This window comes from Flavobacterium swingsii, from assembly GCF_900111965.1.
Taxonomy (GTDB): domain Bacteria; phylum Bacteroidota; class Bacteroidia; order Flavobacteriales; family Flavobacteriaceae; genus Flavobacterium; species Flavobacterium swingsii.
Genome location: NZ_FOJT01000004.1, coordinates 224256 through 250405 on the forward strand (window position 1 = coordinate 224256; position 26150 = coordinate 250405).

19 protein-coding genes are annotated in these 26150 nt (G+C 33.9%); 4 read left to right on the forward strand and 15 right to left on the reverse strand.

The features are described 5' to 3' along the window. Window positions 1-4 precede the first annotated feature (4 nt). From nuoH to BM053_RS08125, 8 genes are all read right to left on the reverse strand, one after another. A complete protein-coding gene (gene nuoH, locus BM053_RS08090; RefSeq protein ID WP_091476120.1) occupies window positions 5-1036 on the reverse strand; it encodes an NADH-quinone oxidoreductase subunit NuoH in 1032 nt (343 codons plus the stop codon). Beyond that, window positions 1029-2078: an NADH-quinone oxidoreductase subunit G gene (locus BM053_RS08095; RefSeq protein WP_091476123.1), complete on the reverse strand. Its 1050-nt coding sequence runs from the start codon at window positions 2076-2078 to the stop codon at window positions 1029-1031. Before BM053_RS08095 ends, nuoH begins: the two co-directional genes overlap by 8 nt. Before the next feature lie 18 nt (window positions 2079-2096). Beyond that, the gene (gene nuoF, locus BM053_RS08100) at window positions 2097-3464 is read right to left on the reverse strand and encodes an NADH-quinone oxidoreductase subunit NuoF (RefSeq protein ID WP_091476125.1); all 1368 of its coding nucleotides are present in this window, start codon (window positions 3462-3464) and stop codon (window positions 2097-2099) included. A gap of 1 nt (window position 3465) precedes the next feature. Beyond that, the gene (locus tag BM053_RS08105) at window positions 3466-3996 is read right to left on the reverse strand and encodes a complex I 24 kDa subunit family protein (RefSeq protein WP_091476127.1); all 531 of its coding nucleotides are present in this window, start codon (window positions 3994-3996) and stop codon (window positions 3466-3468) included. A 5-nt stretch (window positions 3997-4001) separates the two neighbouring features. Beyond that, complete coding sequence (locus BM053_RS08110; RefSeq protein ID WP_091476130.1) at window positions 4002-5240, reverse strand: NADH-quinone oxidoreductase subunit D; 1239 nt, start codon at window positions 5238-5240, stop codon at window positions 4002-4004. Between the two features lie 24 nt (window positions 5241-5264). Further along, the gene (locus BM053_RS08115) at window positions 5265-5786 is read right to left on the reverse strand and encodes an NADH-quinone oxidoreductase subunit C (RefSeq protein WP_091476132.1); all 522 of its coding nucleotides are present in this window, start codon (window positions 5784-5786) and stop codon (window positions 5265-5267) included. A 4-nt stretch (window positions 5787-5790) separates the two neighbouring features. Beyond that, complete coding sequence (locus tag BM053_RS08120) at window positions 5791-6339, reverse strand: NADH-quinone oxidoreductase subunit B (protein ID WP_091476134.1); 549 nt, start codon at window positions 6337-6339, stop codon at window positions 5791-5793. Window positions 6340-6402: 63 nt separating this feature from the next. Further along, complete coding sequence (locus BM053_RS08125; RefSeq protein WP_091476137.1) at window positions 6403-6768, reverse strand: NADH-quinone oxidoreductase subunit A; 366 nt, start codon at window positions 6766-6768, stop codon at window positions 6403-6405. 333 nt (window positions 6769-7101) lie between these two features. Here BM053_RS08125 and BM053_RS08135 point away from each other — a divergent pair, with 333 nt between their 5' ends. Continuing rightward, a complete protein-coding gene (locus tag BM053_RS08135) occupies window positions 7102-12756 on the forward strand; it encodes an alpha-2-macroglobulin family protein (RefSeq protein WP_091476142.1) in 5655 nt (1884 codons plus the stop codon). 58 nt (window positions 12757-12814) lie between these two features. Next, entirely contained in the window at window positions 12815-15190 is a 2376-nt protein-coding gene (gene pbpC, locus BM053_RS08140; protein WP_091476143.1) for a penicillin-binding protein 1C, read from the forward strand. A 17-nt stretch (window positions 15191-15207) separates the two neighbouring features. On the opposite strand, the gene BM053_RS08145 is transcribed toward pbpC, so the two are convergent. From BM053_RS08145 to BM053_RS08155, 3 genes are read right to left on the reverse strand one after another with little or no spacing between them, the layout of a single operon-like run. Continuing rightward, the gene (locus BM053_RS08145; RefSeq protein WP_091476146.1) at window positions 15208-15741 is read right to left on the reverse strand and encodes a 3-hydroxyanthranilate 3,4-dioxygenase; all 534 of its coding nucleotides are present in this window, start codon (window positions 15739-15741) and stop codon (window positions 15208-15210) included. Window positions 15742-15768: 27 nt separating this feature from the next. Continuing rightward, window positions 15769-16179, reverse strand: a complete 411-nt coding sequence (locus tag BM053_RS08150) for a hypothetical protein (RefSeq protein WP_167357326.1) — start codon at window positions 16177-16179, stop codon at window positions 15769-15771. Window positions 16180-16202: 23 nt separating this feature from the next. After that, window positions 16203-17306: an endonuclease/exonuclease/phosphatase family protein gene (locus BM053_RS08155; protein ID WP_091476153.1), complete on the reverse strand. Its 1104-nt coding sequence runs from the start codon at window positions 17304-17306 to the stop codon at window positions 16203-16205. Between the two features lie 332 nt (window positions 17307-17638). On the opposite strand from BM053_RS08155, the gene BM053_RS08160 reads away from it, so the two are divergent. Together BM053_RS08160 and BM053_RS08165 are read left to right on the forward strand one after the other, a co-directional pair. After that, the gene (locus tag BM053_RS08160; RefSeq protein WP_091476157.1) at window positions 17639-20398 is read left to right on the forward strand and encodes a carboxypeptidase-like regulatory domain-containing protein; all 2760 of its coding nucleotides are present in this window, start codon (window positions 17639-17641) and stop codon (window positions 20396-20398) included. A 12-nt stretch (window positions 20399-20410) separates the two neighbouring features. Next, entirely contained in the window at window positions 20411-21757 is a 1347-nt protein-coding gene (locus BM053_RS08165) for a DUF5689 domain-containing protein (protein WP_091476671.1), read from the forward strand. 189 nt (window positions 21758-21946) lie between these two features. Here BM053_RS08165 and BM053_RS08170 read toward each other — a convergent pair whose 3' ends face one another. The 4 genes from BM053_RS08170 to blaOXA all read right to left on the reverse strand — a co-directional run bounded on the left by BM053_RS08170 (window position 21947) and on the right by blaOXA (window position 26093). Beyond that, window positions 21947-22942 (reverse strand): NAD(P)H-dependent glycerol-3-phosphate dehydrogenase, encoded by a 996-nt coding sequence (locus tag BM053_RS08170; protein WP_091476160.1) that lies wholly within the window; start codon window positions 22940-22942, stop codon window positions 21947-21949. Between the two features lie 257 nt (window positions 22943-23199). Beyond that, window positions 23200-24366 carry an iron-containing alcohol dehydrogenase gene (locus tag BM053_RS08175; RefSeq protein ID WP_091476161.1) on the reverse strand — a complete coding sequence of 389 codons (1167 nt, stop codon included), beginning with the start codon at window positions 24364-24366 and terminating at the stop codon, window positions 23200-23202. Window positions 24367-24610: 244 nt separating this feature from the next. After that, entirely contained in the window at window positions 24611-25192 is a 582-nt protein-coding gene (gene nadD, locus BM053_RS08180) for a nicotinate (nicotinamide) nucleotide adenylyltransferase (protein WP_091476164.1), read from the reverse strand. Between the two features lie 79 nt (window positions 25193-25271). Continuing rightward, window positions 25272-26093 (reverse strand): class D beta-lactamase, encoded by an 822-nt coding sequence (gene blaOXA / locus BM053_RS08185; RefSeq protein ID WP_091476674.1) that lies wholly within the window; start codon window positions 26091-26093, stop codon window positions 25272-25274. Window positions 26094-26150: the final 57 nt, after the last annotated feature.

A 26150-nucleotide genomic window follows, 5' to 3' on the forward strand; every position in this document is an offset into this window, starting at 1 on the left:
TCTTTTATTTAAACAGTAAAAGGCAAATTCCTGTAACCATAATATTTAGAATTGCTAATGGGATTAGAACCTTCCAACCCAAATGCATTAATTGATCGTATCTAAAACGTGGAATCGTCCAACGAACCCACATATAGAAGAAAATAAAGCCACATATTTTAATAAACAAGGCTAAGAAACCTAAAATATTTGCAGTGTTTACTCCAACATTTTCAACCATCCATTGCATTCCTGGATAATTGTATCCTCCGAAGAATAAGACAGCTAAAATTGCTGATGAAATAAACATATTCGCATATTCTGCAAATAAATAAAATCCCATTTTCATGGATGAATATTCTGTATGATAACCTCCAATTAATTCCGATTCACATTCTGCTAAGTCGAAAGGCGTTCTGTTGGTTTCTGCAAAAGCACAAATTAAAAAGATTAAAAACGAAACTGGTTGGTAAAAAACATTCCAATTCATTCCCGCTTGTTGCGCTGAAATTTCTCGTAAACTCAAAGTTCCAGTCATCATTAATAAAGCAATCATAGACAATCCCATGGCTACTTCATACGATACCATTTGTGAAGCCGCACGAACCGCTCCCATTAACGAGAACTTGTTATTTGATGCCCAACCACCAATCATAATACCATAGACTCCAACAGAAACTACTGCAAAAATGTACAATAAGGCATTGTCAATATCGGTAGCTTGTAATAAAATATCTCTTCCAAAAAGGTGTAATTTATCTCCCCAAGGAATCACTGCGCTGGTCATTAAAGCTGTACTCATCGCAATAGCTGGCCCTACAACAAACAAAAATTTATTAGGTGTGTTTGGAGAAAATTCTTCTTTCGAAAACAATTTTAATCCATCGGCAAGTGGTTGTAATAATCCACCCCAACCTGCACGGTTTGGTCCAACTCTGTCTTGAAGAAATGCTGCTACTTTACGCTCAGCCCAAGTAGAATACATCGCCATAATCATTGTTAAAGCAAAAACCACTAAAATAACAACGCTTTTTTCTATTATAAATGCACTATCCATTTTTCTTTGAATCTATAAGGTTGCCGTCAATTTTTTCGTTGTAATCAATTTCAGACATACTGATTTTCTTATGGTCGATTTCTCTACCTTCCAAAATTAATTTTTCGGTAGCGATTTCTACTTTTTCTAATTTCTGAGTATAGTTGTTTTGATTGATAACAGAATCTTTCTCGAATTCACGAGGTCCTTCGATAATCCAATCTTCTACATTTTTATGGTCGAAACGACATCCATTACAGATGAATTCTTCCACTTCATGATACACATCTTTACGACCTGTAACACGTTGAATTTCTCCACCAAACATCCAAACCGTAGTTTTTCCGCAACATTTGTCGCAATCTCTGTGTGCATTATATGGTTTGTTGAACCAAACTCTCGATTTGAATCGGAATGTCTTGTCAGTTAAAGCTCCAACCGGACAAACATCAATCATATTTCCAGAAAACTCATTGTCGATTGCTTTTGAAATACAAGTCGAAATATTTGCGTGATCTCCACGATCCATTACTCCATGAACACGATTGTCTGTCAATTGATCTGCTACTTGAACACATCTTTGACATAAAATGCAACGATTCATGTGCAATTGAATATTCGGACCAATATCTTCTGGTTCGAATGTTCTTTTTTCTTCGATAAAACGAGATTTTGGATTCCCGTGTTCGAAGCTTAAGTTTTGCAAATCACATTCTCCTGCTTGATCACAAACTGGACAATCTAACGGGTGGTTAATCAACAAAAATTCCGTTACCGATTTTCTTGCTTCTTGAACTCTTGGAGAAGCTTTACTAGCTATTTCCATTCCGTCTTGACAACCTGTTACACAAGACGCCATTAATTTTGGCATAGGTCTTGGGTCTGCTTCGCTACCTTTTGTTACATCAACCAAACAACAACGACATTTTCCGCCGCTACCTTCTAATTTTGAGTAATAACACATGGCTGGCGGCACTACTTCTCCACCAATCATACGTGCAGCTTGCAGGATTGTTGTTCCTGGGGCTACTTCTACACTTTGTCCGTCTATTGTTACTTTCATTATAGTAAATTCTTGACTTTATACTGTTAATTTAGAAACCAAATGCTTCACTTTCTCGAAAGGTTCAGCAACAAAGTGATCTCTATTTTTTATTTTTTCTGGGAAACGAACATGATATTCGAACTCTTCTCTAAAGTGACGAATTGCCGCTGCTACTGGCCAAGCTGCTGCATCACCTAAAGGACAAATTGTGTTTCCTTCAATTTTACTTTGAATACTCAATAGTAAATCGATATCTTCTTCACGACCTGTTCCAGTTTCTATTCTGTGTAATATTTTTTCCATCCAACCAGTACCTTCACGACAAGGTGTACATTGACCGCAAGATTCATGGTGGTAAAAACGAGAGAAATTCCAGGTATTACGAACAATACATGCTCTGTCATCGTACACAATAAACCCTCCTGAACCCAACATAGATCCTGTAGCAAAACCACCATCAGATAGACTTTCGTAAGACATTAATCGGTCTTCGTTATTGGCTGTTTTGTATATTAAATGTGCTGGTAAAACAGGTACTGAACTTCCTCCAGGTACTAATGCTTTTAGAGGTCTGTCGGTGCTCATTCCACCCAAATATTCATCGGAATTCATAAATTCGTAAACAGATAATCCCATTTCGATTTCGTAAACTCCCGGGTTTTTGATATTTCCTGAGGCAGAAATTAATTTGGTTCCTGTAGAACGCCCGATTCCTATTTCTGCATAAGCAGCACCAGAATTGTTCACAATCCAAGGCACAGCAGAAATAGTTTCAACATTGTTTACAACTGTTGGATTTCCCCAAAGTCCTGAAACTGCAGGAAATGGTGGTTTGATACGAGGATTTCCTCTTTTACCTTCCAACGATTCGATTAATGCGGTTTCTTCACCACAAATGTAGGCTCCACCGCCAATTTGAACATATAAATCCAAATCGTAACCAGTTCCTAATATGTTTTTACCCAACCAACCAGCAGCTTTTGCTTCGGCGATGGCTTTTTCTAAAATTTTATAAACCCACATATATTCTCCACGAATATAGATGTAAGATAAGTTTGCACCTAATGCATAACTTGAAGTAATCATTCCTTCAATTAATAAGTGAGGAATAAATTCCATCAAATATCTGTCTTTGAATGTTCCAGGTTCAGATTCATCAGCATTACAAACTAAATATCTTGGTTTTCCTGATTTTTTATCAATAAAACTCCATTTCATTCCCATTGGAAAACCAGCTCCTCCACGTCCACGAATTCCTGAAGTTTTTACTTCTTCAACCACTTCGTCAGGCGTTAAGGTTTTTAGCGCTTTTTCTACAGATGTATAACCGCCATTTTGACGATATACTTCGTAGGTTTTAATTCCTGGAATGTTTACTTTTTCTAATAATATTTTTTTTGACATCTTATTTATCGTGTAATATTATTTTATTGTCTTTACAATCAGTGATTAACTGATCTATTTTTGCTTCTGTTAAATGTTCTTGGTAGAAATCTCCCAACTGCATCATTGGTGCATAACCACAAGCTCCGAGGCATTCTACACCGCGAACTTCAAACATACCATCAGCAGTAGGTTCTCCAACTTTCACACCTAATTTATTACAAGTGTAATCCATTAAGTTTTCGGTGCCATTTAAGCAACAAGGTGACGTATGGCAAAATTCGAACATGTATTTACCAATTGGTCTTTGGTTAAACATCGTGTAAAATGTCACCACTTCGTATACTTCAACAGGTAGAATGTGAAGAATTTCAGCAACCTTATCTTGTAATTCAATACTCAACCAGTTGTCATGAGCATCTTGTACTTCATGTAAAACAGGCAATAATGCTGATTTTCTTTTATCATCCGGATAATGACTGATTAACTCATTGATTCGAGTCGTCAATGCTTCCGTGATATTTATATTTTGTTTGATCTGTGATTTTTCCATAATTATTAAGCGTCTAATTCGCCGGCAATTACATTAAGACTTGATAATATGACGATGGCATCAGATAATAATGCTCCTTTAATCATTTCAGGATATGCTTGATAGTATATAAAACAAGGGCGACGGAAATGCAATCTGTACGGTGTACGGCTTCCATCGGTAATTAAATAGAATCCTAATTCTCCGTTTCCACCTTCTACAGCGTGATAAATTTCAGCCACTGGAACAGGAACTTCTCCCATTACAATTTTGAAATGGTAAATTAAGGCTTCCATGTTATTGTATACATCTTCTTTTGGCGGAAGGTAATAATCCGGAACATTCGCATGGTATTCGTTTCCTTCCGGCATTTTAGCCAATGCTTGACGAATAATGCTTAAACTTTCCCAAACTTCTGCGTTACGAACGCAGAAACGATCATAAGTATCGCCTGATTTTCCAACAGGAACAATGAATTCAAAATCTTCATAAGAAGAATATGGTTCTGCTACACGAACGTCATAATCGACACCCGCAGCACGTAAATTTGGACCTGTAAATCCGTAAGACATGGCGCTTTCCGCAGAAATTGCTCCTACATTTACAGTTCTATCAATAAAAATTCTGTTTCTTTCGAAAAGATTTTCAAATTCTTTCCAACAAGCTGGAAATTCTTCTAAAAATGTATTTAATAGTTCGAAAGCTTTTGGCGACCAATCTCTTTCGAAACCACCCAAACGACCCATATTGGTTGTTAGACGAGCTCCACAAATTTCTTCGTAGATTTCGTATATTTTCTCTCTAAATTGGAATACATACAAGAAACCGGTATACGCACCCGTATCTACACCCAAAATCGAGTTACAGATAATGTGATCCGTAATACGCGCCAATTCCATGACGATAACTCTTAAATATTGTGCACGTTTCGGCACTTCAATATCCAATAGTTTCTCCAATGTCATCCACCACGCCATGTTATTGATCGGGGAAGAACAATAGTTCATTCTATCCGTTAACGGTGTGATTTGGTAAAAAGGACGATTTTCGGCAATTTTTTCAAACGCACGGTGAATGTAACCAATAGTTGGTTCAGCATCCAAAATACGCTCTCCATCCATCAACAAGATATTTTGAAAAATACCGTGAGTAGCTGGGTGAGTTGGTCCTAAATTCAGAATCGAAAGCTCGCTTCCGTCTTCGTTTAGACGCTCTTTAATTATTTTAGCATATCGATGCTCTGGTGGTAATAATAGTTCTGACATTTAGTAAATCTGAAAAATTATATGTTAGCAGTTTGATGGCGTTCTACCAAAAAATCTGTCGTCTTTATCTGTTCTTCCTGAATCTTCCAATGGGAATTCTTTTCGCATTGGAAAAGAAATCATTTCGTCCATATTCAGAATTCTTTTTAATTGTGGGTGACCAATGAAATTGATTCCGTAGAAATCGTAAGTTTCACGTTCCATCCAGTTGGCACTCAAGAAAATATTTGAGATGGTTTTAATTTCAGGAGTTTCTCCGTTGATAAAACTTTTGATTCTGATTCGTTTGTTTTCAATCCAATTATGCAAATGATAGACTACTGCAAACTGTTCGTTTACATTGCTATCCGGATAATGAATCCCACATACATCGGTTAAAAAGTGAAAGTTTAACGTTTCTTCGTTCTTCAAAAACAGAATCACTGAAGTTATTTTATCAGCCGATACTTCGAAAGTGAAAATGTCTTTTTCTTGACGAAAATGCATTACGCTTTCTCCGAAAGTTTCTGTTACTTTATCTTGAATTTGAGTGTTTTCTAAAGCCATTTTCTTATTTAATGTTATAAGATGCTAACAATTCTTGGTACTCTGGCGAACTACGACGACGAACAGATTCGGATTTAACCAATTCTTGCAAACGCATCACGCCGTCTACAATTTGTTCTGGTCTTGGAGGGCAACCTGGCACGTAAACGTCTACTGGAATTACTTTATCTATTCCTTGTAAAACAGAATAAGTATCGAAAATCCCTCCTGACGAAGCACAAGCGCCAACAGCGATTACCCAACGAGGTTCTGCCATTTGTTCGTAAACCTGACGTAAAATAGGCGCCATTTTTTTAGAAATAGTTCCCATAACCATTAACATATCTGCCTGACGAGGAGAAAAACTCACACGCTCAGACCCGAAACGCGCTAAATCATAATGTGAAGCCATTGTTGCCATAAACTCGATACCGCAACAAGAAGTTGCAAAAGGCAATGGCCACATAGAATTGGCACGGGCTAAACCTACAACATCATTCAATTTTGTTGCAAAGAAACCTTCACCTGATACTCCTTCCGGAGCTTCTACTATGTTTATATTTGAATTGCTCATTTTAATATTTAATTATTAAGTTCTGAAAAAATCATTACTTAAATATAAGAAAAAAATTGTTTTTTAATCCCATTCTAGGGCTTTCTTTTTGATAATGTAGAAAAAACCAACTAATAATAATGACATGAAAATCACCATTTTAATCATGCCTTCCATTCCTAATTCTTGAAAATTGATTGCCCAAGGATATAAAAATATTACCTCGACATCAAAAAGGACAAATAAAATAGCTACAAGAAAATATTTAACAGAAAATGGAATACGAGCATTACCTATCGAATCTAATCCGCTTTCAAAGTTTTTATCTTTGTTTACAGATGACCTTTTAGGTCCTAAAAAGCTGGATCCAATTATGGTTAACACCACAAATCCGACAGCAAGTCCCATTTGCATAAATATTGGTAAATAATCTAATTGATTTGATTGCATTGCTTAATAAATTATTTTAATCACCTACAAAGATACATGGCTGGAATTAAATCACAACCAAAAATGATAATTTCGATTAAAAAAACCCAAATTAACTACTTATTTTTATTGCTTCTAAATTACGAAATTTTAAATGTTAAATTTTTCTTCGATTTTAAACAAAAATTGCTAATTAAGATCAATAAAAAACTCAAAACACAAGCAATTAGATTTATTTGAAAAATAACTACAAATAAATCTAATATAGTTTAAAAAATTAACAAAAATGGTCTTATTTTTGATGCAGTTTTAGTGAAATTTTAACCATCTATTTACTCTTAATTTTTAATCCAAATGAAAACGAAAAAATTTGTTTATTTGTTCCTTGCAGTTCTTATTTTTCAAGCTTGTGGCAGAAAATCAGCCGCCGATTTTAATTCAGATTTTTCGTTATTTAAGGGTATTATTTCAAACTTTACAGGAGGCATCGTCTCGGCGCAATCCGATATTCGAGTCGTGCTTGCTTTCGATAAAAAAGATTGGAAGGCAAATCAGGTTTTAGACAACGATTTATTTGATATTTCTCCAAGTGTAAACGGAAAAGTAGTGGTGCTTTCCGCAAATACTATTGCTTTTATTCCAGAAAAAAAGCTAGATCCAGATACAGAATATCAAGTCACGTTGAAAGTTGATAAACTTTTAACAACTGTCAAAAAAGAATTAGCGGAATTTAACTTTACTGTAAAAACTCTAAAACAAGATTTTCTTGTAACCACACAAGACATTCAATCTTACAGCAAAGATTATCAATACTTAAATTGTACGCTAAAAACTGCTGATAATATAGATTTTGAAACTGCTCAAAAATTAGTAACTGCCGAACAAAATGGTAAAAATATTGCCGTAAAATTCATCAAATCTACAAGTACGTCTACCGAATTCAAATTTATTATAGACAGTATTCAACGCTCAGATAACGATAGTAATCTCGAGATTTTATACGATGGAAATGATTTTGACATAGATCAAAAAGGCAAAATTGACTATACTATTATTGGAAAAGACAATTTCAAAGTGGTCAATGTTTCTATTCCCGAAGGCGACAATCAAACGTTGTTAATCAATTTTTCTGATGCTTTACAAAAAGGGCAAGATTTTAAAGGATTGGTATCTATTCAAAACACAAAAAATTTAAAATTTAGCACACAAGGTAATTTATTAAAGGTATTTTTTAATAATGAAATTGAAAAAGAGTCAATAAAACCAGTCATTACAGAAGCAATTGCTGAAGTAATTGACACTGTTGCTGTCGATTCGGCTGCTGTTGAAGTTGACGAAGCTGTCGAATATGTAGAACCAATCGAAGAAACCACAACTGCTGAGCAAATACTATCTGGGAATGTTTTAGTTGAAGTTTTTCAAGGAATTGAAAGTGAGAATGGTTACAAAATGAAGCAAAATTTCTCGACAACCGTTTCGTTCGACCAAATAAAACCAAGTGTAAAGTTTACCAAAAACGGAACTATTTTACCAAGCTCTAATAATTTGAAGCTCAATTTTGAAGCAGTAAATCTAAGTGCTGTCGATGTTAAGATTTATAAAATATATAAAAATAACATTCTTCAGTTTTTGCAATATAATGATCTAAATGGTGCACAAAATCTAAAAAAAGTAGCGCAACCTATTGCTAAAAGCACTATTAACTTAAAAGAAAATAAGTTGGTTAACTTTAGCGAATGGAACACTTTTGCGCTCGATTTATCAAAAATAATTACACCAGAACCGGGTGCGATATATCGTGTCGAATTTTCATTCAAAAAGAAATATTCTCTTTATAAATGCGATGGTTCAACCGACGAGGAAGAAGCAACTGAAGAAGAAGCAACGGATGAAAACGACGTAAATTATAGTGAAAATAGCTATGACGACTATTATTATGAAGATTACGACTGGCGAGAAAGCGAAGACGCTTGTTCGCAATCTTACTTTTACAACACAACTATTGGAACAAATATTTTAGCTTCGGATTTAGGAGTTATCGCTAAACGTGGCGAAAACAAATCCTATTTATTTGCTGTAAATAATATTGTAACCACCGAACCAGTTTCGAATGCAAAAGTAGAGTTATACAATTTTCAGCAACAAAAACTCGCCACCGAAGCAACGAATAGCGAAGGAATTGCACAATTCGAACTCGATAAATTCGCTTATTTTGCGATTATTACACTTGGCGACCAATCTACTTATGTAAAATTAGATGACGGGAACTCACTTTCCGTAAGTAATTTCGATGTCGCTGGAGAAGCTTTGCAAAAAGGATTGAAAGGTTTTATATACGGAGAACGTGGCGTTTGGCGACCTGGCGATAATTTGTATTTATCATTTATTTTTAATGATGCGGCTAATAAAATTCCAAACTCACATCCAATCAAGTTTAGATTATCTGATCCTAACGGAAAAATAACGTATCAAACGATTCAAAAATCGAGCGAACTCAATCATTACAGTTTCATAGTTCCTACTGATGCCGATGCACCAACAGGAAGCTGGGAAGCGATGGTTAGCGTTGGTGGAGCGAAATTTTATAAAAATATTAAAATTGAAACCATTAAACCCAATCGTTTAAAAATTAAAAATGTTTTTAAAAACGCGGTACTTTCTTCTTCATATCCAAACACAAGTAATCTTCAAGTCAATTGGCTTCATGGTGCTGTGGCAAAAAATTTAAAGGTTGAAATGCAAGCCAAATTTTCACAAGATGTAACTAATTTCAAAGGGTATGAGAAATATGATTTTGATGACGAAGTTCGTCAATTTAGTACCGAAGAAATTAATGTTTTTTCAGGAAAAGTAGATGTAAACGGAAAAGCTTCAGTAACTATCGATCCTAAATTACAAGGTCAAGCGCCAGGAATGCTAAAAGCAGCATTTATGACTAAAGTTTATGAGGAAGGGGGCGATTTTAGCACTGATGTTATGGCAACAACATATTCTCCTTACAAAACGTATGTAGGATTGAAATTGCCTGAATTAACAAAATATCAAATGTTGGAAACGAGAGTTAGCAATCGCTTTGATGTAGTTACTGTCGATGAAAAAGGCCGTCCAAAATCGGTAAAAAACTTAGAAGTAAAAGTATTTAAAGTAGAATGGCGCTGGTGGTGGGATTCATCAAACGATGACGTATCAAATTACAATTCATCAAACGCAACTACTTCCTATAGAACACTCAGAGTGAATACTGATGCCAACGGAAAAGGTAGTTTTCAATTTGGATTAACTGATGAAGAATGGGGACGTTATATGATTCGAGTTACCGATCCAACAGATGGTCACTCCACAGCACAAACTGTAAATATCGATTATCCTTATTGGTCAGGAAAAACAAGAAATACCGATGCTTCAACAGCAAATATGTTGGTTTTTTCTACCGATAAAAAGAATTATGCAGTAGGCGAAAAAGCACAAATATCTTTCCCTTCGAGTGAAGGCGGACGTGCATTAATATCGATAGAAAACGGTGCAAAAGTAGTACAAACACTTTGGGCAAAAACCAAAAAAGGAGAGACTAAAGTCGAAGTTCCTATAACCGCTGCTATGGCGCCAAACGTGTATTTTAATATTACATTATTACAACCTCATGCCTCGACTAAAAACGATTCGCCAATAAGAATGTACGGAATTATTCCTGTTGAAGTAATTGATAAAAACACAATTTTAGAACCAAAACTTATTATGCCTGATGTTCTGAAACCAGAACAAACATTTAACGTAAAAGTGAGTGAAAAATCTGGAAAAGCGATGACCTATACTATTGCAGTTGTCGATGAAGGACTATTAGATTTAACTCGTTTTAAAACACCAAATGCTTGGGATAGTTTCTATGTTCGTGAAGCTCTAGGTGTAAAAACTTGGGATATTTACGATGATGTAATAGGTGCTTATGGCGGAAAAGTAAACCAGATATTTAGTATTGGTGGAGATCAAGATTTGGGTGGAGGCAAAGCGAAAAAAGCCAATCGTTTCAAACCTGTAGTCATTTATCTTGGGCCATTCAAACTTGAGGCTGGCAATACCAAAACCCATCAAATAAAATTACCAAAATACATTGGTTCGGTTAGAACAATGATAGTGGCTGGCGATGCTAAAACAAGTGCTTATGGTGCTGTCGAAAAAGCGACACCTGTTCGTAGTCCTTTGATGGCATTGGCTTCGTTGCCACGAAAAATTTCTCCATCAGAAAAAGTAACGATTCCTGTAACGATTTTTGCTATGGAAAATCATGTAAAAAATGTTTCAGTACAAATAAAAACAAGTCCTGGTTTAAAAATTATTGGTAAAGCAATTCAAAATTTAACTTTTACAAGTCCAGATGAAAAAATGACGTATTTCAATCTTGAAGTTGGTGCTACTACGGGAATTGCAAAAGTACAAGTCATTGCAACTTCTGGTAAAGAAAAGTCAACTTATGATGTAGAGATTGATATGACCAATCCAAATCCTGTAACCAATACTTATACGGATCTCGTTTTAGAGCCAAATAGTTCTAAATCTATTTCTTGGAAAACATTTGGAGTAGCTGGAAGCAATAAAGCAAGATTGGAAGTTTCGTCTATGCCATCAATTAATTTTAATGGAAGATTACAATATTTAATTCAGTATCCACATGGTTGTGTCGAACAAACTACTTCGTCGGTTTTTCCACAATTATATTTGAATGACATTGCCGATATCGATGCCAATCGTAAAGCATTAATTCAGAAAAATGTAACGGCAGGAATTACAAGATTGGGAGGGTTTCAATTGGCAAATGGCGGTATGTCTTACTGGCAAGGCGATACTTCTGCCGATGATTGGGGAAGTTCTTATGCTGGACATTTCCTGATTGAAGCTGAGAAAAAAGGGTATGTTTTACCAATAAATTTCAAACAAAAATGGATTTCATACCAACAAAAAGAAGCTAAAAAATGGCGTTTTGAGGCCAAATATGGCAATGATTTTGCGCAAGCATATCGTTTGTACACTTTAGCATTAGCTGGTTCACCTGATTTATCATCGATGAACAGATTGCGTGAAACTTCAGGAATTTCTAACGAAAGTAAATTGCGATTGGCTGCCGCTTATGTTTTAGCAGGACAAAAACAAGCAGGAATGTCATTGTTATTAAAATCTAAAATAGATGAAGATTATAATGATAATTACAGCTATTACTATTATGGTTCTAGCGACCGTAATCGAGCGATGTCATTGGAAACTTTAATCTTATTGGGTCAGAAACAAAAAGCATTTAGTATGGCAAATAAACTGGCCAAACAAATGTCTGCTGACCAATGGATGAGTACACAAACTACTGCTTATTGCTTGTATTCGATGTCAAAATTTGCCCAATTCAATGGAGGGAAAGGGATTAATGTTCAGTTTAACGATGGCGGAAAAACTTTAGGAATTAACACTAATAAAACATTGGCAGAAAGAAGTTTAACTATTAAAAATGGTGTAAACGGAATCACAATTAAAAACAACAAAAACAATACATTATATGTTCGCGTTTTAAACTCTGGTATTTTGCCTGTGGGACAAGAGCAAGTTGTTCAAAATAATTTGAGTGCCAAAGTTGTTTTCAAAAACAGAAAAGGAAGTATTATCAATGTTTCTAAAATAAATCAAGGGACCGAGTTTATTGCAGAAGTTACGATTAAAAACTTAAAAAATGAACGAGTTGATAATGTAGCATTATCTCAAATTTTACCTTCAGGTTTCGAAATTGTAAACACACGTTTTACCGATTTTGGTGATGCCACAAACAATGTTGCCGACCATATTGACATTCGAGATGACAGAACAAATTTCTATTTTCCATTAGGATCTGGCGAAACCAAAACGTTTAGAGTTTTACTTAACGCTTCCTATTTAGGTACTTATTATTTACCTGGATTGCAATGCGAAGCGATGTACGACAATACATTTTTGGCTAGAACTAAAGGTTTTTGGGTTGAAGTAGTAAAATAATAGTTTAAAACCCTTCCAAAGTTTCGAACTCTGGAAGGGTTAAATAACTCAAAATAAATTGAAAACAAAATTCAAAGCGTTTTTACAACGGATAATCGATATAATACAACGGAATAAAATAAAATCATCAATCGTGTTTGTACTTTTGATAGTTTATTATTTTTCGTTGCCTAGAACCTTATTTCAAGAACCTTATTCCACCGTAATCGAAAGTAAAGAAGGCGAATTATTAGGCGCTAAAATTGCTCGAGACGGTCAATGGCGGTTTCCAGCACAAGACAGTGTTCCTTATAAATTCAAGAAATGCATTGTTTATTTTGAAGACGAATATTTCTACAAACATCCCGGATTCAATCCAGTGGCAATGGTCAATGCCATTAAACAAAATCAAAAAGCAGGCAAAGTAGTTCGTGGTGGAAGCACGCTGACACAACAAGTAATTCGTTTGTCTCGAAAAGGAAAAAACAGAACTTATTTCGAAAAAGTAATCGAAATGATTTTAGCGACTCGTTTAGAATCGCGTCATTCAAAAGATAAAATTCTAGAATTATATGCAGCCCATGCTCCTTTTGGCGGCAATGTAGTAGGTTTAGAAATGGCTTCTTGGCGTTATTTTGGTGTGCAATCACATCAATTATCATGGGCAGAAAGTGCCACTTTAGCAGTTTTACCCAATGCCCCAAGCTTAATTTATCCTGGAAAAAACCAACAAAAACTGCTTAAAAAGCGAAACAATCTTTTATTAAAATTAAAAACCGAAGGTATTATTGATACCCAAACGTATGAATTGGCTATCGATGAACCTTTGCCACAAAAACCTTACGATTTACCCCAAATTGCACCACATTTGTTGCAACGAGTTGCTAAAAACCAAGAAGGAACTCGATTGAAGACTACCGTCGATATTGCCCTACAAAATCGTGTCAATCAAATGGCGAAGTATTATTACAATCAGTATAAACAAAACGAAATCAATAACTTAGCTATTATTGTTATTGATATTAAAACTAGAAATATAATTAGCTACGTTGGTAATTCTCCAACCGATTTGAATCATCAGAAAGATGTAGATATTATTGATGCACCTCGAAGTACTGGAAGTATTTTGAAACCTTTATTATATGCAGCAATGCTCGATGAAGGCGAAATTTTACCGAATACTTTAATTGCCGATATTCCGACTCAGATTTCAGGATATACGCCACAAAATTTCAATTTAACATTCGATGGCGCCGTTCCAGCACATAGGGCGTTGTCTCGTTCTTTGAATATTCCTTCGGTTTTAATGTTACAAGATTTTGGTGTCAATAAATTTTATGAAGAATTGCAGAGATTCAAACTCAGAGATATTTCGAAATCACCAGATCATTACGGATTATCACTCATCCTTGGTGGTGCCGAAAGTAATTTATGGGATTTATGCCGCACGTATGCAGGAATGTCATCGACAGTAGATTATTTTAATAAAAACAACGGTAATTACAGAACCAAAGAATTTGTAGAACTCAATTACGATCATAATTTCACACCCGATTTTGGTTCCGATAGTAAGCAAAAAACCATTTTGGGTGCAGGAGCTATTTGGCAAACCTATAATGCGATGGAGGAAGTGAATCGTCCTGAAGGAGACGAAGCTTGGAAATTTTATGACAGTTCACTAAAAATCGCATGGAAAACAGGAACTAGTTTTGGTAATCGTGATGCGTGGGCTGTTGGTACAAATTCTCGATATGTTGTGGGTGTTTGGGTAGGAAATGCTTCGGGCGAAGGACGACCAACGCTGACTGGTGTTACCAGTGCTGCTCCTATATTGTTTGATGTGTTTAATTTGTTACCAAGACAAAAATGGTTCGACACGCCTTTGTTAGATTTAACAGAAGTAGAAATTTGCAAACTCAGTGGTCATTTGGCGCAAGAAGATTGTCCGAAAATTAAACAATATGTTCCACTAAAAGGGAAATCAACATCTATTTGCCCTTATCACAAAACGGTGCATTTAGATAAAACCGAAAAATATAGAGTAAACAGCAGTTGCGAAAATGTCGAAAATATTGTGACAAAAAAATGGTTTGTACTTCCTCCCGTGATGGAATGGTATTATAAAAGCCAACATGTTGACTATTCGCCTTTGCCTCCTTGTAGAAGTGATTGCACAGGAACACTAACAGCTTCGATGGATTTTATTTATCCAAAAACAAACAGTAAAATATATTTGACCAAAAACTTTAATAGCGAAGTGCAACCTGTAATCCTAAAAATAGCGCATTCTAATCGAGAAACCGAAGTTTTTTGGTATGTAGATAATGTGTATAAAGGTTCGACCAAAACGTTTCATGAAATGCCAATAACACCAACGGAAGGTTTTCATTATATCACTGTGGTTGATGAAAGCGGCTATGAGATTAGAAAAAAAATTGAGATTGTGAGAGAATAGTTTTAAAATAAAATGATTTAAAGTATATATCTAGAATCTACTTCCATCACATGGTTGCAATTGTCGCAAGTTCGCAACGCTTCCGAATTATAAAAATATTTGAAATGTTTCTGGAAATCGGTTTCAATATCGTTTAATCCAAAATAGACTTCGTGCAGTTTGTGGTTGCATTCGTCACAAAACCAAAGTAATCCGTCTTTGGCTCCCATATCATTACGTTTTCTTTCGATAACCAATCCGATGGAATTTGCGGAGCGAACTGGCGAATGCGGGACTTTTGCGGGATGCAAATACATGTCACCTGCAGAAAGCTGCATGGCTCTTTTTTTACCATCTTCTTGAATATAAACAGTAATATTGCCTTCTAATTGATAAAATAATTCTTCGGTTTCGTTATAATGGTAGTCTTTTCGTGCATTGGGTCCAGCAACAATCATAACAATATAATCACCAGAATCTACATATAAATTTTTATTTCCTACGGGTGGTTTTAGTAAATGACGGTTTTCGTCAATCCATTTGTTGAGGTTAAAAGGTCTTGCAATTGCCATAATTTTATTTTTTAAAGTATAAAATTACTATTTTTTTACTTCAATCCATCTAGGATTAAATATTTGTGGAATTTGTTTTGGGTCGTTTTTATAAGTTGTAATACGTCCATAAGCGAAAATCATTTTATCCTTTAAGGTTTCTATTTTTATTTTTGATGTTTCTAAATATTCATTTGTAACTACGATAGTAAAAACATTGTTGGGATAAGCAGCGTCTAGATTAATATAATTTGTAGTTTTTCCTCCAGAAGCCAATTTGTATGAGACTACTTTTCCTGTTACACAAGCGATACTGTTTATATAATTTTTCGCTTTTGCAGTTGTAATGGTGTCTTGCGAAAAACTGTTTAAAGAAAAGAGGAAAAGAAATAATGTAAAAATATTTTTCATAACAGGGTAAATATAAATAAAAAATCGAATGTCTTTTTTATTAGACATTCGATTTTTTGGATTTAATAATTTTATTTTACTTCTTTAATCAAATAAATATAAACAGGAAAGTGATCACTAAACCCGATCTCATTATTACCATGTCGCAGTGGATAACCTTTGTATGGACCTACTTTTGTTATCATAAATGGCTTGTTGTAAATTCCTGCTTTCCAATATCTGAAGGAAGAAAAGTCAGTTTTTACTAATGTTTCTGACACCATTATTTGGTCAAAAATATCTCCTGCATCACGATAAAACAACGAAGCGTTTCCGTCTTTTGCCATTTGTTCGAATGGGTTATAAATATCACTTGGAGTTTCTAGTTCCGATTTTTTTAGTTTTGCGCCAATACCTTCTTTTACACTTTTGTTATAACTTCCGTCATTCAAATCACCCATGGTGATTATTTTTGCATTTGGATTAATTTTTATAAGTGAATCAATAATCTTTCTGTTTAAAGCGCCTGCAGCTTCTCTAAAAGGGCTACTCTTTTTTTCTCCTCCTGAGCGTGACGGCCAGTGGTTTACAATAACATTTATTTCTTCTCCGTCAAGAAGTCCAGTTATAAGAAGCTGATCACGAGTATAAACTCGTGTATCCTCAGTTGTCGTAACAATAACATCATCTGTTTTTTCTTCTTCTTCTTTTTTCTTGGTCTTATCATTATTTCTGTAAACATATAAAGGAACATTTACATAACTTGTTGGTTGAAAATGTTTTTTCTGATACAAAAATGCTACATCAATTCCACGTTTGTCAGGAGAATCAAAATGTACAATACCATAATCACTGCTTATAAGTTGCGGGTCTTTTACTAAATCCTCAAGAACGCCTCTGTTTTCAATTTCACAACCACCAATAAAGACAGGTGAATTTTTATTGTTATCACCGGTTCCTATTTCAGATAAAACTCTACCTAAATTGTGTAATTTTTGTTTGTATTTTGTTGATGTCCAGTTCTGAGCGCCGCCGGGTAACCATTCCTCGTCGTTATTCGGATTGTTTATAGTATCAAAAAGATTTTCGAAATTATAAAAAGCAACCGTGTGAACAGCGTATTTTTTGGCTTGTGCATTTGCGCCTATTGTAAGAGACAAAAGGAATAAAAGGGTGAAAAAATTTCTAATTTTCATAAAATAATATTATTAGTTATTACAAATGCTAATTTAGCTTTTGGGGTTACAAATGTAAAATAATATTAGATATAGCCTAATTTTCATTTGTTAAGAAATGCTTATTTTAAAAAAATAATAACACAAAAGCATTGCTAACCTTATATATTATTGATAAACAGATGAAAAAAACACGAATAAAACTCCCCAGAATTAGCTTGCTAAGGTTAATATAACATCAAATTTAACATAAGTTTTGTAAAAAATGTTCAAAATGTAATTTAATCTTGTAAATTTGTCGCCCCATTTAATTTGATTATGAACTTAAATAGGGATTAACTTTAATTTAATTTATGAAAAAATTTGTTCTTAGTACACTATTTGTATTACAAGCTTTTTTTGGTTTCGCTCAAACTACTACTGGAATTACTGGTAGAGTTGTAGATGCTAAATCGCAAAAACCATTACAAAATGTTGTTGCTTCAATTCAAAACACAAATTTCACTCAGATGTCTAATGCTGATGGTAAATTTACGTTTTCGGGACTTGCAAAAGGCGGTCAATTATTACAAATCAAGAGTGATGGTTACAAAACTCAGTTATTTCCAGTTGAAATTTTAGAGAACCAAATGCTAGATTTAGGTGTTGTTGTTTTAGAGGAAGATATTACTCAGGAGCAACAAACAAGTTTAATTACCATTACCGAAAATGATTTAGGTGATGAAGGAAGTGGTTCTGAAGGAACTGCAAGTTTATTACAAGCTTCACGTGATACTTTTTTGCAAGCTGCTGCCTATAATTTTGGTCAAGCTCGTTTTAGTGTTAGAGGTATTGATAATGAGTATTCTAATATTATGATTAATGGACTTTCTATGAATCGTGTTGCGGATGGAAGACCACAATATGGTGATTGGGGAGGATTAAACGATGCAACTCGTAACCAAGAATTCACAAACGGTTCTGCGCCTTCTGATTATGTTTTTGGAGGAATTGCAGGAACACAAGAAATAAATACAAGAGCTTCTTTGTACAGAAAAGGAACTAGACTTTCGTTTCTTAATACCAACACAAATTACGCATTCAGAATGATGGCAACCCATGTTTCTGGTATGAGAACAGATGGTTGGGCTTATGTTATTTCGGCAGGAAGACGTTGGGCAGAAAATGGTTATTTTGAAGGAACTAACTACAGTGCAAACTCTTTCTTTGCTAGTGTTGAGAAAAAAATAAACGAAAATCATAGTTTGAATTTTACTTCGATTTATGCTCAAAACAAAAGAGGGAAAAATTCTCCAAACACTGATGAGCAATCTGATTTAGCAGGAATAAAATATAATTCTTATTGGGGTTACCAAGAAGGTGAAAAAAGAAATTCACGTTTCAAAAACTCAGAAGAGCCAATAATGATGTTAACTCATTACTGGAAAGTAAATCCTAAAACGAATTTAAATACTACAGTATCTTATCAAATAGGACAAATAGGAAATAGTCGTTTAGATTATATGAAAGCTGATAATCCAGACCCAACTTACTATAGAAAATTACCAAGTTTCAAAGCAAATGAGTTTTTTGATAATGTTTATCTAGGAAATACACCTGCTAATATTGCTGCTGCAGCTGAATTGAAAGAATCTTTCCTTGCTAACAAGCAATTAGATTGGAAAAATATTTACAGAATAAATACTGAAAGTATTGCTAACGGAAGCAGAATAGTACAATACGAAGACAGAAACGACGAAAATATTGCTACAGCAAGTACTAATTTGTTTTCACAACTATCTGACAATATAGTATTAAATGCAGGTGCAACTTATCAAATGTCTAAAACTAAAAATTTCAAGAATATGCTTGATCTTTTAGGAGGAACTTACTTTACAGACATTAGTACATTTGGATTTGGACCACAACAACAATCTGATTTGAACAATCCAAACAGAACAGTTGGAGTTAGCGATAAGTATGGTTATAATTATAATATTGATGCAACTAAATTAGAAGCGTTTACACAATTCAAATTTGTTTACAAAAAAGTAGATTTCTATTTGGCTCAAACATTTTCTCGTTCAGGATACCAAAGAGAAGGTTTTTATAAAAACGGATATTACCCAACAACTTCTTTAGGAAAAAGTGAAAAAAAGAGTTTCGATAACTTCGGATTCAAAGGAGGAATGACATACAAAATCTCTGGAAGACACTTTATCGACTTCAATAGTATTTACATGACAAAAGCGCCAAATACAAAAGATGTGTTCCCTAATGCACGTGTAAATAATTCTGTTACAGAAGATATTACAAATGAAAACATAAAAGGAGTAGATTTAAGTTATATCATCAAAATGCCAAGCTTCAAAGCTCGTTTTACAGGATATTTCTCAGAAACATCTAATGCTACCGACATCAATTTTTATTATGCTGATGGTTTAGGACTAGATAGTGGTGCATTTGTATCGGAAATTGTTACTGGAATAAATAAGAAAAATAGAGGTGTTGAAGTTGGTTTAGAGTACCAAGTAACATCAACTATAAAACTTACTGGAGTTGCTGCTTACGGAGAATTTACACTTATAAATGATCCTAATGTAAGTCTTACTAATGATGCAACTGCAACAGTTACATCTTATGGTGTGGCTAAAATGACGGGATACAAACAATCAGGAACTCCACAACAAGCCTATTCAGTAGGGGTAGAATATAGAGATCCTAAATTCTGGTGGATTGGTGCTAATGCAAACTATATGGCAGATACTTATTTAGATGTTTCTACTATCAGAAGAACTTCAAATTATTATGACCCATTAAATAACACTGGTATAATTATTGATCAAAATCTTGCCGATAAATATTTGACACAAGAGAAGTTTAATCCAATTCGTTTGTTTAATTTAGTAGGAGGAAAATCTTGGAGAATAAAAGACAAGACATTAGGTCTTTTTGCAAACGTAAACAATGTTTTAGATTTTAAATATAAAACAGGAGGTTTCGAACAGTCAAGAAATGCATCATACAAACAAGATTATGAAGACCATCAATCTAACGGACCAAGTGTTTTTGCACCAAAATATTTTTATGGTTACGGAAGAACTTATATGGTAAATGTTTATTTAACTTTCTAAAAAATAATGATTATGAAAAATAATATAAAAAATGTTTTTTCTATAGTTGCTCTTTTCGGTCTATTTTCTAGTTGTGTAAACGACACTTTTGAAGATCCAAAACAAGACGATTGTATTAGTTCAGGTTTGGTAAAAACCAAAGAAGTAAGCGATATTTATACCGTTGCTACTAATACTACAGCTATTTATGCTGCAGATGATATTATCGAAGCTTATGTAATCTCTAGTGATGAAGGCGGAAATTTCTACAAAAAAATGTATTTGCAACCTACGGATGGATCTAAAGGTTTCATTCTTTCTATAGATGAAGTAAACGTTTATACGAAACATATGGAACCAGGAAGAAAAGTGTTCGTAAAACTAAAAGGACTTGCTTATGCAAATCCAACAAGTTTTGATAGAGGCTTAACTTTTGGGGCACCTCCAACAGATATTTATGCTGTAGACAGATTGGCTAATTACAAAGGAAGTATTTTGCCTTCATGCGAATCTGGAAACGAAGAGGTTTTTGTAAAACGCCTTACAATTTCTCAAGCTTTAAGCGATGTTTATTTAAATACACTTGTAGAAATAAGCGATGTTCAGTTTAAAACTGATTGTGCTACATACAGCAAAAAAGATTTTGATACCAGTTTAAAAATCACGAACGGAATAACAACAACAACTTTAGACGTTAGAACAAGTCGTTTTGCAAACTTTGCAGGAAATTATGTTCCATCTGGAAGAGGTACTATTAGAGGGGTTTTAGCTAAATATAACAACGGGTACCAACTTGTTCTTAGAAACGAAAGAGATGTGAAAATGACTGGACCTAGAATCCAAGTAGTTTCATTGCCAAAAGGAGGAAGCGCAATCACATACGACGCAACTCTAAACGAAGGTTTTACTAGCTATGCTACAACTACAACAGGAGCAAATTTACCTAAATATGTAAATGATGCGGCAGTAGGATTCAAATATTGGGATGTTGTTTTGTTTAGTAGTAACAAATACATACAGGTATCTGCATTTAACAATGGTTGTACCAAAGCTTATTTTGTAGTGCCAGTAAATTTTGCTCTTGCAAATGGTTTTTCATTTAAAACAAAAGACGGTTTCAATGACGGGAATCCTTTAAAAGTTTACTATTCTACGGATTATGTTCCTAGTGGAAATATGAGTCAAGCTACACTTGTTGATATTACATCTAACTTTGCAATATCTACAGGATCTACATCTGGTTATGCAACAAATTTTACAAATAGTGGAACTTATCCTATTCCTCCATCATTAGCAGGAAATGGTTATTTCATTTTCGAATATGACGGAACGACAGGAAAAACAACAACTATTCAGTTAGATGATATTGTTATAAACTAAGCGTTTTAATAATTAAGCAAAAAAGAGTTACAGAAATGTAACTCTTTTTTTATAACCCTAATTATTTAATTTTTTATTAAACCCGATAGCGTAAATTTGCAACCCGTGACCACAAAAAGGATAAAATCCAATCGTAAAAGGCGACAAGAATAAAAATAAAAAAGAGTTACATTTTGTAACTCTTTTTTATTAATCCAACTTATCAGTTAGTTTTTCGAATACTTTTTTAGCACTTTTTCCTTCGTATAAAATCTCGTAAACGGCATCGATAATAGGAGTTTTAGCCTTGTAATCTTGGTTTAGCTTCCAAGCACTTTTGGTTGCATAATAACCTTCGGCAACCATACTCATTTCCATTTGAGCCGATTTTACGGTATATCCTTTCCCAATCATATTTCCAAACATTCTATTTCTAGAAAACACCGAATATCCTGTAACTAACAAATCGCCTAAGTAAGCCGAATCGTTTATGTTACGTTTCATTTTGTGCACTTTCTTGATGAATTTTTTCATTTCACGAATACCGTTACTCATCAATACCGATTGAAAATTATCACCATAACCCAAACCATGAGCAATTCCTGCTGCAATGGCGTAAATGTTTTTTAGCATTGCGGCATATTCCGTTCCTATAATGTCATCAGAAATTTTTGCTTTAATAAAATGTCCAGACAAACAATTGGCTACTATTTTTGCTTTTTTAGCATCGCCACAAGCAATGGTTAGATATGACAAACGCTCTAATGCTACTTCTTCGGCGTGACATGGCCCTGTAATGACGCCAATATTATCGAAAGGAATGTTGTAGGTTTTATTAAAATGTTCGCCAACAATAAGACTCGTTTCAGGAACAATTCCCTTAATAGCCGAAAAAATTATTTTACCCTCAAGGCTTTCGGTCATTTTTTCGAGTTCGCCACCCAAAAATGCCGATGGAATAGCAAAAATAATATAATCGGCATAAGCAACCGCTTCGTTTATATTTGTTGTAAGGCGCAATTTATTTGTGTCAAATTCAACACCAGTTAAATAATTTGGGTTGTGTTTGTATGTTTTAATGTGGTTTACAGCTTCTTCGTTACGCATATACCAAGATACTTCGTCTAGATTTACGCATAACATTTTAGTGATGGCAGTTGCCCAACTTCCTCCGCCAATTACGGCAAATTTTGGTTTTGTAGTCATTACAAAAAAATTTAGTGTTTCAAAAGTAAGCAAAATAGTGTAAACATGAAAGTTATTGCTGTAATGCTACAAGAATAAAGGCTTTATAAAATTTAACATTAGTTTTTTATTTTTTATACAATTTAAAAATATTTCTAACGTTATAGTTACAAGTTAGTTAAGTATATTAAAAATAAGTTTTGTTTTTGGTGTTTAGAAAAAAAGGCGTTCAGGAGATTGTTTCTTGAACGCCTTTTGAAATTTAGGAGTTAATATTTCTAATAACTGCCTTCTACAATTTCTTTTACTCTTTGCAAAGTGATATTTTGTTTCTCACCCAATGCTTTCCAACCTCTTGTTTCGAAACGATTTACAATAAAGTCTGCCGATTTTTTGTAATCTTCGGTATATTCCGACAGTTTGGTTTGCATTCCCATTTTGTGAAGGAATTCGATGGTTTTTTCTATCGCTTTTTCAGCTTTTTCTTCGATTGAATCTCCTGAAACATTAAAAATTCTTTCGCCATATTGTGCTAATTTGTCTTTTTTGGTTTCAAACATTACTTTATACAAACTTGGCGCAATAACTGCCAATGTTCTGGCGTGATCTATTTCGTACAAAGCGGTTAGTTCGTGACCAATCATGTGCGTTGCCCAGTCTGAAGGAACTCCTTTTTGTATTAATCCGTTTAGCGCCATTGTTGCACACCACATAAAGTTGGAAGCCAACTTATAATCCGTTGGATTTTCTACAACATTTGGACCAATTTCTACTAATGTTTGCAAAATGCTTTCGGCGATTCGGTCTTGCAAAATAGCATCGTGCGGATAGGTTAAATATTGTTCCATAACATGCGTAAATGCATCTACAACACCATTTTCTAATTGGCGTTTGGGTAATGAAGCAATCACTGTTGGATCACAAATAGAAAATTTTGGAAACAAAGCACTACCGCCCAAAACGAGTTTTTCTTGAGTCGCTTCGATGGTTACCACTGCGCCTGAATTCATTTCCGATCCAGTTGCGGGTAATGTAAGAACGGTTCCGAAAGAAATTACTTTAGATAAATCAGTAAATAATACTTTGTTTTTAAGAATATCGATAGGATTTCCTTCAAAATTCGTTGCGCCCGAAATAAATTTCACGCCATCGATAACGCTTCCGCCACCAACGGCAAGAATGAAAGTTATTTTTTCTTTTCTAACAATTTCGACAGCAGTCATTAAAGTTTCAAAACGCGGATTGGGTTCGATACCACCAAATTCGATAATGTCGAATCCTTGTAAATTTTTGATTACTTGTTCGTGGATTCCGTTTTTAAAAATACTTCCGCCACCATAAGCTAGAAGGATTTTTGCGTTTTTTGGAACTAATTTTGATAATTTTTCTATTTGTCCTTTGCCAAAAATGTAATTGGTCGGATTGTATAATTCGAAGTTTAACATGACTTTTTATTTATTTTTTTAAAGTTATGAAAGTTTCTTCGGAAGAATTATAAAACTATGTTAATTGAAAATATTATTTTTTAGAATATTGTAGATTATATAAAAAACCAAAGCCTTTTGTCATTTCGACGAAGGAGAAATCTCATAAATTGAGTAACTATTGAGATTCTTCGTTTCTCAGAATGACAAACTCCTTTTAATATTCAAGCAATTTTTAAATATTAGCAATATCTAAAAAGCAATATTACTTTTTGTAAAAATTATTATGATTTATATATTCCCAAACTTTAGATGGTAATAAGGGTTGAATGTTTTTTTTGTTTTTAATGTTTTCACGAATAAAAGTCGATGATATTTCTACAATTGGAGCGTTTATAATGTGAATTTTCGAATTGTTTTTGAATTCTATATTATCTGCTTCGGAAGAAACTCTTGGATATACATAAATCTCATGGTTTTGTAAAATCGCTTCGTAGTTTTTCCATTTATGAAATGATTTTAAATTGTCTTCGCCCATAATTAATGAGAATTCATTTTTCGGGAATTTGTCTTGTAAATGCACCAAAGTATTTACCGTATAATTGGGTTGAGGCAGTTTAAATTCTATGTCTGACGGTTTGATTTTTGGATAATCTTCCGTGGCTAAATTCACTAAATGCAAACGATGATAATCGTCGAGCAAAGTGTCTTTCTTTTTTAACGGATTGTGTGGCGTGACAACCATCCAGATTTGTTCTAAATCAGAATGTTCGGCCATGTGGTTGGCAATAATTAGATGCCCAATATGAATGGGATTAAAGGTTCCGAAATATAAGCCTATTTTCATAATTTGATTAGTAAGAGATAGGGTTATGTACAAAAAACGCTGTTGCATGTTCGTTTTTTATATGAGCCAATCTTGATGTTTATTTAATCAACTTTAGTTTTTTAAATGCTTCTTTAGTTGATTGCATTCGAATTGTTTGAAATTCATCCATAGTTGTTTCTTCTTTGCCGATGTTTGTTGCAAAAAAATAAACAGAATTATCCGTTTCTAAATATCCAACCAACCAACCATTATTCATTTCATTATGCATTGCCCAACCTGTTTTTCCGCTTAAAACATAAGTTTTCGTTTTCTCAATTTGCATGATGTCTTTCATTATATTTTCGGTTCTTTTTGAAATAGGTAATTTTGAAAAATACAATCTTTCTAAAAATTCAATTTGTTGCATTTGAGAAAATTTCGATTTCCCGTACAACCAAAAATTATCAATGGTTAAAGTATCGAAAACCATTCCTTTATAATTCAATTGCTTTAAATAAGATTTCATTCTTTTTACTCCAACTTTTCGGGCAATTTCTTGATAACAAGGAACGCAAGAAACTTGAAATGCTTTTTTGAAAGTCAAATCTTCTTCCCATTTTTTAAAATTACGTTTTTCGCCACCCCATTTAAAAACAACAGAATCATTTTTAATTACTCCTGTTTCTAACGCAATAATTGAATTCGGAATTTTGAAAGTCGAGGCTGGAATTATCCCCGTTTTTGCCCACGAAAAATCATTAGAATAATACGTTTTATTTTTTACATCGTAAATTAAAATGGCCCCTTTTACTTTTAAACTGTCTAATATATTTCCAAACTCGCTTTTTACAATTTCTTTGATTTTTTGATTTTTAGTTTGGCAATTACCATTCAGATTTATTAATAAAATCAGATTTAAAAGTATAAATATTTTTCTCATTTTAATTTGTTTTTCTTTCAGGTTTTCTGTCGCTCGAAGATGATGCACATACAAGTA